This is a genomic window from Leptospira broomii serovar Hurstbridge str. 5399 (assembly GCF_000243715.2).
GTDB lineage: Bacteria > Spirochaetota > Leptospiria > Leptospirales > Leptospiraceae > Leptospira_B > Leptospira_B broomii.
Window position 1 is genome coordinate 47,989 of sequence record NZ_AHMO02000007.1, and the last position, 14,805, is coordinate 62,793.

Annotated in this window: 12 protein-coding genes and 1 pseudogene; 3 read left to right on the forward strand and 10 right to left on the reverse strand. The window is 42.3% G+C overall.

The window, feature by feature from the left end; genetic code table 11:
• Positions 1-526 precede the first annotated feature (526 nt).
• A complete protein-coding gene (locus LEP1GSC050_RS03645; protein ID WP_010409572.1) occupies positions 527-787 on the forward strand; it encodes an RNA recognition motif domain-containing protein in 261 nt (86 codons plus the stop codon).
• 187 nt (positions 788-974) lie between these two features.
• On the opposite strand, the pseudogene LEP1GSC050_RS03650 reads toward LEP1GSC050_RS03645, so the two are convergent.
• The 3 genes and pseudogenes from LEP1GSC050_RS03650 to LEP1GSC050_RS03660 all read right to left on the reverse strand — a co-directional run.
• Positions 975-1,340: pseudogene (locus LEP1GSC050_RS03650) on the reverse strand (LB_289 family protein); the annotation flags it as partial.
• 247 nt (positions 1,341-1,587) lie between these two features.
• Complete coding sequence (locus LEP1GSC050_RS03655) at positions 1,588-2,016, reverse strand: thioesterase family protein (protein WP_010568562.1); 429 nt, start codon at positions 2,014-2,016, stop codon at positions 1,588-1,590.
• 36 nt (positions 2,017-2,052) lie between these two features.
• Complete coding sequence (locus tag LEP1GSC050_RS03660; protein ID WP_010568561.1) at positions 2,053-2,772, reverse strand: Yip1 family protein; 720 nt, start codon at positions 2,770-2,772, stop codon at positions 2,053-2,055.
• 134 nt (positions 2,773-2,906) lie between these two features.
• On the opposite strand from LEP1GSC050_RS03660, the gene LEP1GSC050_RS03665 reads away from it, so the two are divergent.
• Positions 2,907-3,806, forward strand: coding sequence for a glycerophosphodiester phosphodiesterase (locus tag LEP1GSC050_RS03665; RefSeq protein ID WP_010568560.1), 900 nt, complete (start codon positions 2,907-2,909; stop codon positions 3,804-3,806).
• Between the two features lie 15 nt (positions 3,807-3,821).
• Here LEP1GSC050_RS03665 and LEP1GSC050_RS03670 read toward each other — a convergent pair whose 3' ends face one another.
• The 7 genes from LEP1GSC050_RS03670 to LEP1GSC050_RS03700 form a co-directional block, all read right to left on the reverse strand.
• The gene (locus LEP1GSC050_RS03670) at positions 3,822-5,390 is read right to left on the reverse strand and encodes an FMN-binding glutamate synthase family protein (RefSeq protein ID WP_010568559.1); all 1,569 of its coding nucleotides are present in this window, start codon (positions 5,388-5,390) and stop codon (positions 3,822-3,824) included.
• A 112-nt stretch (positions 5,391-5,502) separates the two neighbouring features.
• On the reverse strand, positions 5,503-6,300 hold the full coding sequence (locus LEP1GSC050_RS03675; RefSeq protein WP_010568558.1) for a UDP-2,3-diacylglucosamine diphosphatase: 798 nt from the start codon (positions 6,298-6,300) through the stop codon (positions 5,503-5,505).
• Positions 6,301-6,453: 153 nt separating this feature from the next.
• Positions 6,454-6,846: a DoxX family protein gene (locus LEP1GSC050_RS03680; RefSeq protein ID WP_010409554.1), complete on the reverse strand. Its 393-nt coding sequence runs from the start codon at positions 6,844-6,846 to the stop codon at positions 6,454-6,456.
• Between the two features lie 66 nt (positions 6,847-6,912).
• Positions 6,913-8,847, reverse strand: coding sequence for an AMP-binding protein (locus tag LEP1GSC050_RS03685; RefSeq protein ID WP_010568557.1), 1,935 nt, complete (start codon positions 8,845-8,847; stop codon positions 6,913-6,915).
• 114 nt (positions 8,848-8,961) lie between these two features.
• Complete coding sequence (locus LEP1GSC050_RS03690) at positions 8,962-10,755, reverse strand: diguanylate cyclase (RefSeq protein ID WP_010568556.1); 1,794 nt, start codon at positions 10,753-10,755, stop codon at positions 8,962-8,964.
• Between the two features lie 135 nt (positions 10,756-10,890).
• A complete protein-coding gene (locus LEP1GSC050_RS03695) occupies positions 10,891-12,333 on the reverse strand; it encodes a polysaccharide deacetylase family protein (RefSeq protein WP_040911019.1) in 1,443 nt (480 codons plus the stop codon).
• A gap of 222 nt (positions 12,334-12,555) precedes the next feature.
• Positions 12,556-13,068 carry an LB099 family protein gene (locus tag LEP1GSC050_RS03700; RefSeq protein ID WP_010568553.1) on the reverse strand — a complete coding sequence of 171 codons (513 nt, stop codon included), beginning with the start codon at positions 13,066-13,068 and terminating at the stop codon, positions 12,556-12,558.
• An 868-nt stretch (positions 13,069-13,936) separates the two neighbouring features.
• On the opposite strand from LEP1GSC050_RS03700, the gene LEP1GSC050_RS03705 reads away from it, so the two are divergent.
• A complete protein-coding gene (locus tag LEP1GSC050_RS03705; protein ID WP_020987092.1) occupies positions 13,937-14,776 on the forward strand; it encodes an SDR family oxidoreductase in 840 nt (279 codons plus the stop codon).
• Positions 14,777-14,805 lie beyond the last annotated feature (29 nt).

Below are 14,805 nucleotides of genomic sequence, written 5' to 3' on the forward strand. Positions count from 1 at the left end.
TCAATTTAACTAAATCATTTAAGATGAATTCTGTAATTAGCCATGAGTCTCATATAGGCCGGATTATTAGACGGAGGGAAAAGGATCGTATTTCGTCCAGCTTTAAGAATATGGAATTTTAGGAAGCCTTCTTTAAGCTCGATAGCCCCTTCCGAACTTCCCGGAATCCAAACAGGCAAGAATTTTCCGGGAATTCCGTGGAAAATTAATCCCCCAAAAAATTCGAAAATTTTGAACTATTTCCAACTTAAACGAGCAAACAATTTCTTATGCTTGCGTGTTCCGGGAGAGAAATTTATAATGGCTCTATTGCAGGTTTGCTGATCTTTTAAACCGCACATGTCACAGTAGTAGATCCGGTCGTAGCGGGTTGAGTTTGTTTAGGTAATTTACCGGCAGTTCAATTCGAGTATTGATCGCGAATCCCACTCGAATCGCTTCCTTCGGCACTTTTGGTTGTTTTCGGGAAACGACTAACCATTTGCGAAATCCCGGCTGCCTAAAATGAAACTAACTCGAGGAAAGCATGCAAAATCGCAAACTTTTTGTAGGAAATCTGAACTACTCTGTAGGACACTCAGAAATTAACGAACTATTCTCTAACTATGGTGAAGTGGCTTTTGTTAAAATTATCGAAGGCAAAGGCTTTGGCTTCGTTGAAATGGCAAATGAACAACAAGCTGAGAATGCTAAGAACAGCCTGAATGGCACTGAATTTAAGGGTAGAACTTTAAACGTAGACGTTGCAAAACCTCAAACGTTTAATAACCGCCCGAAAAGACATTAAAATCATAGACTATTCTGAATAAGTTTAGTCTTGAATAGAAAAGAGCACGACCGAAGAGTTTTCACTTCTCGGAACCGTGCTCTTTTTTTGTTAATTTGAGTAACTGTGTTTTCGAATCAAGTTCGGCTACGCCTGATTCAGCGTTTAGAATGGAATTCCCGAACGGAACTAAACGAAGGCAGGAGACTTAAACTCCGACTTCTTGGGTTTCTTCGTCTTCCTCTTCTTCAAAGGAGAGAAGCTCTAATAACTCTTGGTAAGCCCGTTCTTTTTCCACGACGCCGGTCTTTTTGATCGCTTTACGGAGCACGTCGTCCCATTTTTTTTGAGGGATCAGAGCCTGCATATCTTCTAAGACTTCCAAAATACCGATATCATCTTTCGTATTGAAAATCTCGGTCGCGTCATAGCGAAATAATCCGGATAGCTGGTCGATAAAATCGCCGACGCTGCTTCCTTTCGAACGTCTCTCCAGGGTTTCTTGTTTTTTTTGTGCTTTGCGGAGATCTCTTTCTCGTCTCTCCAACTCGGTCCGTTTCATAGAAAAACCCTCTCTTTCCGGCTATATTACCATTCTTTATTAACGGCCACCTAGGCAAAGAAAAATCTATCGAGCCGCTTTAGGGGAATGGCATCTTTTGCTTATTTTGGAATTTTTTTAGCCCTTAGAGGGGGGAGTTTTAGCCGGTAAGAAATCCTCTCACCCCGTTTTCTCATTTTGAAATCGCTTTTGCTAATTCGAATGCCTTTATTAATTAGACAGTCTCATCGGGAAAAAAGGCTCCGGAATGTAACCTTGATCAGAACCAACTTCTAAAGACGTCGGGAATTTCTGAAACTTTTCGAGTGGCATAATCCATAAACACTAATCCTGTCTTTGCTTCGCAAATCACCTTTCCGGTAATCGGGCCGTCGGTATGAGTCATTCGATAGAATAAATCGCAGCCTTTGGAGCTAAAATCAGACGCACCGATCTCGACACGAACTTCATCGGCAAAGAAGGCCTCCGCCTTGTAAACGACGACTAGATCCGTCAAAATAATTCCGGAACCTTCCACGTCTAATTCGGTGTATCCTTTCTCCGAAAACAAGCGAGCCCGGGCCTCGTGGAGCAAGGAGACCACTCGATCATGAGCAAGATGTCCCGCAAAGTTCGTATCATAAATTCGAATTCTTAACGATGTGTGCCAGGAAAGATTCTCTGGTAAATGCAATTGGACTCTGGCCATCTTTGCCCTCTTTATCGATTTAAAAAATATACGTAATTACTTCTCAAGACCCTTTTCCCTTCGTTCTCGTTCTAATTTTTCGATGATTTCCTTTGCTTGCTGGGTTTTCTCCCGCTCTTCCTCAGGCGTGAGAAGCTTCGGTTGGGTAGGTCGCGAAAATTCCCCCGAAATTCTTTCTCCGTTGAAATTGAAAAGAACCGCGGATAAAACGGCAATGATTAAACTTCCGAGTATGGCGTATTTCCGTTCGCATTTTAATCCGTAATATAGTGCATTCATAATTAAATACGCACTATAAGAAAAAAATAAAATAATCAATAGAACTCCGAACCAGCCCGAAGCAAATGTCGCGTTTAAAATAGCCAATAGGGTCGTTAAAAAAGAAAGTCTGGAAACGTATGTCGTAATTCGTAAATGATCTAATAGACCGCGAGAATATTTCGCGATCAAATATAATACTCCGGTTCCGGAAGCTAGGAGAAGAATTGTATAGATCGACGAATAAAAAATGGTCCACAAAATGGAAGGTAATAGACTTCTAAATAGGAAGTCTATTACGGAACCTCCTAAAAAGAAAAAGAGAAGCGCAGATTTGACGGAGAAAAGTTCGCTAAAAAGGAAACTTAAGAGTATAAAAAAGAAGGCTCTTTGAATCGAAATTCGGTAACGGTAATCCGAGGTCATTTCAGTAAATGTCCTACGGGGGGACCGAACCAAGGCGATCGCTTCTTCCAAATACGTTTTTAAAATCTTCATAATTAAAATCGAGTCACATTGTTACGAATTGGAAAAAAGGCAAGCGATTCTCCTGAAAACTACTTCCCATCGTGTCAAACGAGAATAGAAAGGTTCTCATTCGTAATTATTGCATTAGCGTGAGGGAGAGTTCAATGTCGTTTTCAACGTTCCAACTACGAGGAAAAAATTTACTATTTTTATCCGTTTTCTTTCTATCGATCGTTTTAGGATCTTCCTGCGTTCACCATTCTCCTAGACAAGAACAAGTCCAAAAACAATTTCCGGAAAAGTTCATGATCATAGGACATCGCGGAGCGAGAGCTTTGGCGCCGGAAAATACCCTAGCCGGGTTCCGACTAGCCGCAAAATACGGTCACGGCTTCGAGCTTGATACGATGTTATGTAAGACCGGCGAACTTGTCGTTATTCACGATTATAGCCTGGACAGAGTGACAAATGGTAAAGGAAAAGTTAAAGATTCAAGTCTTGCCGATATCAAGCATCTTGACGCGGGAAGCCATTTTTCGCCGGAATATAAAGGAGAGCAGATCCCGACGCTGGACGAGGTTTTAAATGAATTCGGCGGGAAGGCGGTCATTGATATCGAAATCAAATCCGAAGAATCCGGCGAGCCGGCACAGAAAGTTGCGGATGCCGTCGTAGATTTGTTGACCAAAAAAAAATTCCCCGCTAAAGTTTTCGTTTCTTCGTTTAATCCGATGGTTTTAGAACGAATCAAGGAAACAAAGCCGGAGATTCTGAGAGGGCAAATTTACGGGACTTTTAAAGATTCTACTTTGGCATATTATAAAAAAGTCGCGTTAAAAAATCTTCTTTTAAACAAAAAGGCCGTGCCGGATATTCTCGCGCCTGAACATCTTTTAGTCGATGAGGAATACGTAAAAGAATATCATAAATTAGGATATAAGATTTATCCTTGGACGGTGAACGATCCTAACGAAATGAGAAAGCTCATCCAAGTAGGAGTGGATGGAATCATCACTGACAAGCCGGATTTACTCGCCCAAATCCTGAAAGAATTCGGGAACTGATTCACAATAAGTTCTTTAGGCTTTTTGCGGAATGAAGCTAGTATAATCCATCATCGTAGTGAATCGAACCGGTTCGCGTTCATATTCCAAAACGTCGGTTAAGGTTCGAAACCGATTTAGACCGGCTCCGATTTCTATATCATGTCCGGTAAATTGCAACGGATGTTCGTACCCGCAAGCATGTGCGACGGAGAGTAATTCCTTCCTAAATCCCTTGATGTAGTTCGCTGCTCGATCGGCCTTTATAGAGACATCAAGCCCGGCTTGTAACCATTTACTCTGGGTCGCAATGCCGGTCGGGCAATGGCCGGTATGACATTTTTGAGCCTGGATACAACCGATTGACATCATGGCTTCCCGAGCTACATGGATCAAGTCACAGCCCATCGCAAAGGCTATGATAGTTCTATCAGGAAAACCTAATTTGCCGCTGCCGATCCATACGATGTTATCGGATAGTTTTTCCGCCTGAAAGATCGTATACACTCGAGCGAAACCCACTTTGAACGGCAAAGAAACGTGATCAGTAAACGTTAGAGGTGCGGCTCCCGTTCCGCCTTCTCCGCCGTCTATGGTGATAAAGTCGGGTCCTTTTCCGGTTTCTTTCATTCGCTTAGCTAGCTCTCTCCAAAATTGCGTTTCCCCGACCGCGCTTTTGATTCCGACGGGAAGCCCTGTTTGCTCGGCGATCTTCTCGATGAAATCGATCAGGCCTTCCACATCCTTAAATTCGGAATGCGCGTTGGGTGAAACACAATCCTGACCCGCTTTTATACCTCGAATTTTAGCTATTTCCGGAGTGACTTTCGCACCGGGTAGTATACCGCCTTTACCCGGTTTAGCACCCTGAGAGAGTTTGATTTCAATTGCTCTTACGTTCTGATTTCCCGCAAGACGCTCCAAAAACTTGTCCATCGAAAAGCGGCCGTGTTCGTCTCGAGCTCCGAAATATCCGGTCCCTAATTGCCACATTACGTCGGCTCCAAAGGCGTGAAACGGAGATAGGCCACCTTCGCCGGTATTGTGATAGCACCGGGCTAATTTTGCGCCTTGATTCAAAGCTGAGACCGCCCTTTCGCCCAGCGATCCGTACGACATCGCCGAAATATTAACTACGGACGGGGGGCGATACATTTTCTTTCTGCGGTGAAATTCCCCCATGACTTTCAAGGAAGGGATCATCGAGGGATCTCCATCTACGAACTTAGCATGTCCTTCCGGAAACGGAAATGCGGCATGCTTTATGATCGGATATCCGGCGTCGTACAAAAGTTCCGTTGTTCCGAAGCCGAAATTATTATTCTGTTTTTTTGCGGTCGCATAGACCCAGGATCGTTCGGCACGATTGAAGGGCATCTCCTCCTTATCGTTTGCAACCCAATATTGTCGCAGCTCGGGACCGATCATTTCGAATAAGTACCGAATATGGCCGACGATAGGGAAGTTGTGTTTGATTGTGTGCTTTCTTTGTACTATGTCGTGGATAAAAACGATAACTAAAAAAATTCCGACGATTGCCGACCAAAATAACCAAGGATGATTGTCTATGATTGTTAAAAACTCGAAGATCTGTTTTTCAGACATGGCCGAAAGTATATACTATAGGAAAGAAATTGCAATTTCGTTTTTCAGGACCGGGGCAAAAGCGAAATCATCAGGGTCGAGGAAATCCCGTTTCGATATTTCCGATCGACGATCAAACTTTCAAGCGGAATTCTTTCTTGAATTCTTTTCTGGCGGTCATTCGAATTCCGATGAACTTACGAAGTTCCTGTATTACGAAGGTATTACTTTTAACCCAATCGCCGGTGTTGATGATGTTCATTTTGGGCAGACAAAGGAAATCATGCGTGTGACCGGAAATCAACACTTTCTTTCCCTGATGAGCGAACTTAGCTAACCGCTGGTAGTACGCCAAAGTTTCCTCAGTAGTCGTCGGATCCTGCCGGTTTAAGTGTTTATGATAGAAAGTTTCCGAGAATTTGAATACTCCTGGAAACAAGGAAGCGAAGACATGCAGTAATCGTAGAACGAATATAGATCCTATCCACGTAAACTTATTATATTGCCCTTGGTGTCCGTGAAGAGCGATCAGAGTTTCATCCTCGGCTTTCTCACAGATAACCCAATCTCGCTCGCGTAAATAGGTTTCTACGTTCGGGGAAAGGCGCATTAAATAGGACGTCGTATCGTGATTCCCGACAATATAATATTTACGTCCTTTGCCGCTGGCGAGGCGATCCAAGCGATCGAAGAGTTTATTAAATCGCTTTTTACCTTTAACCTTTCTTAATCTACGGTCCGCGCTAAAGAACCAACTTTCGATGATGTCGCCGACTAAGTAAACGTTGTGAAACTTGATTTCCTTGCGATCGAGATGATCCAAGAGTTGAAAAAGTTCTTTGTGCTTGTGCGACTTAATTTTTTTATTTAGGAGATAGTGGATATCTGAGACGAAGAATCCGTCGTAAGTTTTTCCTCGGGGGAATTTCATTCGATCAAAGTCGCCTTATCCCATAAGACTGTATGCTGAGGAAATGTCAACGGAATCGATTCCGATTATCCACTTCTTTCCGTGTATTTTAGAATAAAAATGCGTTACGATCCAAAATCGAATAGAATTAATTTCCCTCCGGAATCCCGAAAATCAGGATGGAGGACGATTATCCCATTCTATACTTAAGATGACCGCACATGATACGAGGGTAAAGAGCGCTAATCCGAATAAAAGCCCGCCGTCGTCATGAATCACAATCCCTAAAAAGAGCAAATGGGAAAAAACGGCCCCCACCATTAAGAAGAAACCGCCCATTGCGCCGATGAATCGAAGAGGAGGAATCAAAAGTAAAATTGCGATTAGGAACTCGAATGTCCCGGTCCAAATTCTTCCCCAAGGCTCCACCCCTAAAGAGGAGAAAATTTCTACGGATTCCTGGGCACCGGTAAATTTAAAGAACAACGTCTGCAGGAAGATAATAGCAGATAAAATAGATAGAATTGTCGAAATTCGATTCTTAATTGGCTGAGTAAGAGACAACATTTAGAACTCCTTTTCCCCAATTCGAGGAATAAATCCGATCGGTTACAGTTTTCTTGAAATAAACATTTATTGATACAAGTCGTTTATCGCGTCTTTATATTTATCGGTGACAATATTCCTTCGCACTTTCATCGTCATCGTCAGTTCATCTCCCGGTTCGAATTTCTTCGGTAAGAGATAGAAGTTTGAGACTTTTTCGAAATTCTTGAATCCGTTCTTTGAGGAGACCAGATCCTTGATTTCTTTCTTAAAGAGTTCTCTTACATCCGGATCGGAGTTCGGATCCTGGATTTCCTGTAATAGTCTGGATTTCCATTCTCTTAATTGCTTATCCAGAATTTCCCAATCGGGCACCAATAATGCGCTCAAGGCCTTTTTATCGTGCCCGACTATCATCGCTTGTAGAATTAATTCGCTTTGTGTTAGTGCAAATTCTATCGGCTCAGGTTCTAAATTCTCGCCACCCAAAAGAACGATCGTATCTTTGGCTCGGCCTGCATATTTAAGTTCCCCTTGCACCGTCCAAAGCAATAAGTCGCCCGAATTTAGCCATCCATCCACTATGATTTCCGCCGTTTTCTCCGGATCCTTATAGTAACCCATCATGACATGCGGGCCTTTATGCCATGCGATTCCCTTTACGCCGGGTTCATGAATTTCTTTACCTTGCTCGTCGATAAGTTTGATCTCGACTCCCGGAATGCAACGACCTAATGTTCCGACCGTAATGGAGTTTAATCGCCTTCTTGTTGAGACTCCACCTAATTCGGTCATACCGTAACCTTCCAAGATGGGAATTCCGATGGAATTGAAGAATCGATCAATGTATTCCGGCAATGCTCCGGCCCCGGAAAGGGCGAATTTAAGTTTTCCTCCTAATCCTTTCCGAATCTTGGAAAAAGCAGTCATGGCAAGTAGATTTGCGGGAAATAAGAAGGCAACCACGAGCAATGCGACCGCTCTTCGAGCGAATTCGCGAAAGATCGAAATTCGTTCCAACATATATTCAAGGCCGAGTAAGCGACTTTTATATTTATGAAATGTCGAAGCAGTTCCTTGGAATATTTTAAATAGAAATCTACCGAACGGGGATGCTTCTCTTAGCTTATCATGAATCTTATTATAAAAACTTTCCCATACGCGGGGAACGGAGAGCAAAAAAGTAGGGCGAATTTCCTGTAAATCTTGACCAAGACTAGAAATCGACGTGAACGCCTCGGAGGCCCCGATTCGAATACATCCGGTTTCGATCAATCTTTCCGCGATATGCCACGGAGGCAAATAAGCCATGGTACGATCATCCGCATTGAACTGAATATCATCGATGGAAAGGGACATATCCACATTGAAAAGAATATTCTTGTGAGAAAGCATCACTCCTTTCGGTCTTCCAGTCGTTCCGGAAGTATAGACTATTGTGGCTAATTCATCTTCGGAAACGGATTCTCCGCGCTTATGAAATTCCATTTCTCCCTTATCCTGAATCCAACGATCGCCTAACGAGATTAAGTCGTCTAGATGCAATAATTTGAATGGTAGGTTCGGGCCTATATGAGAGGAAGGTTCGAATAAAATTACGACTTTTAGGTAAGGAAACGAATCCGGATTCGAAGCTATCTTTCGTAGCACGACCGAATTTTCAACGAATGCTACTCGAGCTTCCGAATGGTTTAGGATGTAAATTAAATCTTCGGAAGTAGAATCCGTTCCTCTGGGGACGTCCACGCATCCGATATTCGTAATACCCATACTAACCCAAAGCCAACGGTGCCCGGAATCCGCGATCAACGCTACATTTTCCTTTCTATTGACTCCGATCGAAGTTAATCCCAGTCCAATTCGCAATACAATTTGATACAATTCGCCGTAGGAAACCGCTCTGTATGATTTTCCATCCGGTTTATAAAATTGAGCCGGATGATCCTTGAAAGTTTCGGCGGAAACCTTCATCAAATAATATAACGTCTGTGAATTTAGAGAAGGCAGTTTGGAGGGTTCCATAGCGGGAACCGATTGTAACCTTGAGAAGAGTGAGGGTCCAGGAAAATTTGAATATTTAAAAACTTTTTTATAGTTTTTTTAATATTTATCCTAATATCGACGATTTATTTTCGTTTAATGACGAATATGGTTTCGACCGAAAGATTTCGCGTCGTACAGATTCTTATCCGCAATTCCAAGAAGTTCTTCCGGAGAATGTATTTCTCTATCTAGATTGCTCGATACTCCGATCGAAACCGTCACGCGGGAGAAAGGACTTTTTTCGTGAAGAATGTTCATGTCTTCCACCGTTTGCAACATGTTCAATGCTACCACAATAGCCCCTTCAACAGGAGTATCCGGAAGAATAACCCCGAATTCTTCTCCTCCGTACCGCGAAATCATATCGGACGATCGATTTAAACATTCTTTTAAAGATTGCGCGACTCGTTCCAAAACTTCATCACCTTTTAAATGGCCGTACGTGTCGTTAAAGGCCTTAAAATAATCCACATCGATCATAAGAAGCGACAAAGGGCGCTCGGTTCGGACGGAACGGTTCCACTCCCGATCCAATTCTTGATCAAAGAATCTTCGGTTTGCAACGCCCGTTAAGGGATCTAATAGGGAAAGTTCCAGTAGCTGATCGGCTCTTTCTTTATACTCTTCTTTTTCCTTGCGGAATGCGTTGATGCGATCCACTAACCCGAGCGAAAGGAGTATGACGTTACTCAATAATCCGAATTTTAACGCACCGCTCGCGACAGGCTCCGAGTCGTAAACTCCCAATCTATTTAAAGAAAATATGATTGTCCCTATCAGTCCCAAGACCCAGGCAGCCAGAAAAATTTTAGCCCTTCTATCGTTTTGGAAAACTCTTAAAATCGAAATTACGACTAATAAGAGAATTTCAAAAATCGGTAGGATCGCGCTGATGGGCAACAGAATTCGAAGAGGCACGAATGTTGCGGAGAGAAGATAGACAACCCAAAGTGCAATGACGACTTGTAGAGCGATATGTAATCTTGGATGAACGGTCTTCGTCTGCAGATATTCTGCGGAAAACAAACCTAAAAAAATCAGCGCGACTGCCGCGACTATTACGAATAAATAAGCTAAAAATTTAGGGGCGTCCGGCAGTAATAGCCAGAATCCGTACCCGGACCCTAAGACCGCAAATAAGGTAAATGCAAATACTACGATCGTATAATATAGGTAGGCCTTCTCTCGAATTCCTAGGAATAGGAAAAAGTTATAAAAAACCATCACTCCCAATGCACCGAAAAAAATTCCGTTCAGCAAAAGGGATATCTTAGAGGATTCCTCCAATTTTGTACGAGTGATCAAGTATGTCGGAACAGTTAAAGAACCTTCCGATTGAACTTTGAAATAAACTTCTACGATCGATTTATCTTCCAATGGAAGCGGAAATACGAAGAATCGATCGTTGATCGGTCGTTCTTTAAAAGGAAGCGAATCTCCGGTATGAAACTCGCCTTCTCTACCGAGAGTATCCTTCCAATAAAGATCGATTTTGTCTAAATGAGGGTATTCGATTTTTAAGAATCTTTCCTCTGAAAGAGGTTCCTCAACTTCTATCTTAAAATGCAGCCAATATGGACTAGAATCATAGCCGAAATTCGGAATTCGATTGGTATTTCTTCGAAATGCCGAGTCATATTCTCCGCCGGTTATTTCATTTGCAGGAAGCGATTTGCTAGAATCCTTCATGTAGAAAATCTCTTTGGATAGGGGAATTTCTTCAGGAGAGTGATTATCAAGTTTAAGCGGTTCCGAATTTTCGGACGGACTTTTTCCCGACTCCGCCTTTTTTTCGGTCGCAAAGAAGAGAATAGAAGATGCGAGAACCAGTAAAATTAGGACAAACGTTTTACTTCGTATCTTTGATCGTTTAAAGCCTTCTCGCATATAGCGGAAAAGATTCCACCGTAAGCGAAGAATGTCAAAGATTTTCGGAGTTCGGATCCATTTGGTTATTAACGAAATCGGAAAATTTTCCCTGATATAGAACCGCAATCCTGCTCGAGCCACCGAATTCGACGGTCAATCAGGATCTTTCGAAAATTCCTTCCGATTTACGAAGAGAAATTGAGTCTCGGATTTTCGACCGTCCATCGTTTTTCCGGATATTACAAAGGGAGGATAACTCGTCTTCGTTTTGAAATCAGGGATTCTGACCAGATAATCCGTTCCGGATTTTCTGGATTGAAGGGCGTCCTTTCCGCGAATTTGCATTTTAACGGTATTTGGATCCAATCCTTCGACAGTCACGCTGAACGTTTCCCCAGGTTTTACCCAAGAGCCGTCTAGAATTCCTAGTTTGATTTTATCCGGTGGGCTTGCACTCAAAATCGAGTTAAATCTTGATTGGGATTGCCCCCAAGGAATTAAGGAACGATGAATGGTGTATGCGTAAGTATTAACGACGTTTTTACCCGGATTCACGGTAAATGCCATTCGATAACCGGCAGCCTTAGCTTCTTCGATTACTCGTACATCGTACAATCCGAATGGATAGGCAAGATCCTGAATGGTTCTTCCAGTTTTTGACTCCAATATTGATTTTGAATCTTTCAACTGCTTACGAATCTCTGCCCGTTTCATCGCAGGCAGTTTCGGGTGGTACACCGTATGCGAACCTAAATCCAAGACCCCGCTATCCAAAGCTTCCTTCAGTTCGGACCAACTCAAATAGAATTTATACTTTGGATTGGAAATTGCGGTCGGGTAGATGAATATCGAAGCTCTAAATCCGTATTTTTTTAATAAGGGGACAAGAACGGTTTTATGCGTAAGTGAGCCGTCATCGAAGGTCAATAGAATGGGCTTTTTCGGGAAATCCGCAGCGGCCTTTCCTTGAATATATGCATAAAATTGATCCAGGCTCACCGTTTGGTATCCTAGATTCTTCAAATATTTGAACTGCTCTTCTAATAAACTAGGATCTAGATTATATCCCCCCATCGGATTCCCATTACCAACCAAATGGTGATAACAGAGGACAGGAATTCCCTTCCCATGTCCGGAGCCGTTCGAATTTTCTTTACTTGCATCGTAGTTAGCTTTTGGCGGCAATCCGGAAACGCCAGGAACGGCATTTTCATACGATTTAGGAGATTTCGAACCTTGGTTTTTTTTTGTCTCTTTATCTATATTTTGATTATTAGAACGCGTTTTTGCCTTTCGCTTCTTTTTTACGGTAGATGGAGAACCTTCCTCTTCCGGGCGATCCGATTCTTCCTTCTTGTCCGTCGTTTTTGCCTCAAGATTCGGCTTTTCAGATTTTGCAGTATTTGCCGAAGGTTCCGCTTCCGTGACCTGCGGTTTCGGCAAAGGCGGCTTATTTTTCGCAGCTTCCTGATCCTTCTTCTCCTTAGAAGCGTCCGGATTCAAAAAGTTTTTAACCGGCGTAGAGTCGATGGTAAATGAGGAAATAAATAAGGATACGAAGATGATGGCAAAGGTAGGTCGTTGAAAACGGTTCATATTCTCTCAAAGAGGAAAGGTCACCGCCCATTTTTTTTGACTACCTTGTATCCGCAACCGTTTACCGCACAAGGGTGTACGAGCGAATCTTAATCAAGCTCAGGGTACTGATTTTGATTTGATCGATTTTCCGAACCAAAATTTGGGCTTGAGTCCCAAGTAAACCTATTCGTCGAACGAAAAAACTCGCCCTCATAATCGTAAGAGCGAGTTGGAATTTATTTATTTCTTTCCTTTTTCTTTAATCAAACGTTTTAGGACGGATTCCGAGTGATTACTCAGTTTAATCACGGCGGCCTTCGTCGGTTTTTTCTTTTCTAACTCCAGTAGAATGGTGGCAAATCTGAATTTCCTTCTGATATGATTCACCGCCGGTATTGAGGTTTTAAATAATTTAGCCAATTCATGGTCGGCATGTCCTTCTTGATTCAAATCGTAAAACCGAATCAACTTACTTTCATCCCAGATGATCTTTTCATCGGACTTGTAGTAATTATGATGTTCAAGTCTCCGACTGTTTCTTTCATAAGATCCTTGGTTTCTTTTCTCGCGCCAAAACGGATGCCGATTTCTTGCGTATTTTATGTCATCTATTGTATAACCTGATTTATTCAACCATTCTGTGGTAATACTAGATTTCTTCGGTCCTTCTAGTTTTGATTTTATGGAAAATTCGATATATTGCTCCGGTGTTTTGGCGGAGAGTAGTTTCTTTTTTTCCTTTTCGTAATCCATAGCCTTGCCTTGCGATCGCTGACTCACCGTGAATAAGGTGTTAGTTTCTGTTTTAAGTCGGTGGATAGTGTTCCTTACCTTTAGCTTTACCGAAACTCTTTTTCCGATAATTAAACGAAAAAACAAGCCAACTTGACCTTAGCCATCATCTCAAGAGTCCGAATCATCATAATCGTTAAGTATACTAAAAATATTAACCGAACTTGACCCTTTTTCTCCGTTCCTATTGTCGACTATAATGTTCGTCCAAGTAGCAATTGCTTTACAGCCGCTTAATTCAAAAGACTTTTATAAGCGAAGTCATTTATTAATAAGTTTCGGAAAGCCGAGACGAATTATTCATTCCAAAGTTGTTCGTGATTTCTTGTTAGGGGGACTCTTGAGTGCGTATTTTTTGACCAAGTAAACCGTAGTACGGAAGGAAGAATTCAAAAATCTCGATCGGCGCTCTCTAAGTTCCTTCTTGTTCCATGATTCGACTGTCGAAACGCAATTAATATCCAGTTGCAACAATCGAAATCGTTTGTGAAACTCTCATAAAGAGAGTCATAGGTTTAGCGATTATATTGGACCGTGTGTTCTTATTTTAACTTAGCCGCAAATTTGATCAAAAAGCAAACTTTGATTAACGAAAGCCTAAGTTCAAAACCGAAACTTTTGCGTTAGAACTAGCTCTATTATGGCGAATATCGGCTATTTCTTTTCATATTTACCTCCAATCCTCCAACTCCAAGCAGAAAGTTTTTTCCTGAAATTTTCTGCCGGAGAATTCCTGGAACTCCCTTTTTTCGGCCCGGTCCAACGATCAATTCCCGCTTCAGTCTAAGTAAAGTCAGAATGAATCGAGACTCCAAATAGGAAAGATAAAATGAAACATGCAGTGATTACAGGCGGAACTGAAGGCATCGGCAAGGCAACGGTGAGCGGTTTAGCCGATCGGGGATGGGCGGTCACAATGGTCGTTCGAAACCCGTTAAAAGCGGAAAAGACGATTTCCGAAATTAGAAGCAAAACTGGAAATGAAAACCTAGATTTTGTTACTAGCGATCTTTCATCCTTATCAAACGTAGCTAGTGCGGGAACCGTCTTGAGGAAAAAAATTCCTAAAATCGACGCATTGATTAACAACGCCGGATTAATGTCTCCGGAAAGAAAAATTTCCAAGGACGGGTATGAGCTTAATTTTGCGGTAAACCATTTATCACACGCATTATTAACCGAAATGCTTTTATCGAATATAAAAGCGGCGACCCAAGGGAGAGTGATTTCGGTCAGCTCCAAATTATACAGGAATGCGAACCCGAATCCGGACGATCTCGCGAAGGAGAAATCTTACGCATGGATGGGAGCATATGCCGATTCAAAACTTTATAATATTTTCTTTGTGCAAGACTTAGCCGATCGACTAAAAGGCACTCAAGTCACGGCAAATGCGCTTCATCCCGGAGTGGTGAACACGGAACTTGCCCGCGACTTAAAAGGCCCTCTCGGGTTTATTTTTTCCGGGATTAAGAATCTTTTTTTTATCACTCCCGAAAAAGGAGCGCAAACCTCCATATATCTGGCGGACGCGCCCGGGCTAGAAACAGTTTCAGGACAGTATTTCGAAGATCGAAAGCAAGTGAAACTAGGGGGTCCGGCGCTTAATTCAGAACTTAGAGAGAAAATCCGGGAAGAAACCCAGAAAATTATTTCCAAGTTTATGTAGCCTTGCGAAAATTCGAATCCGCTCTTTCC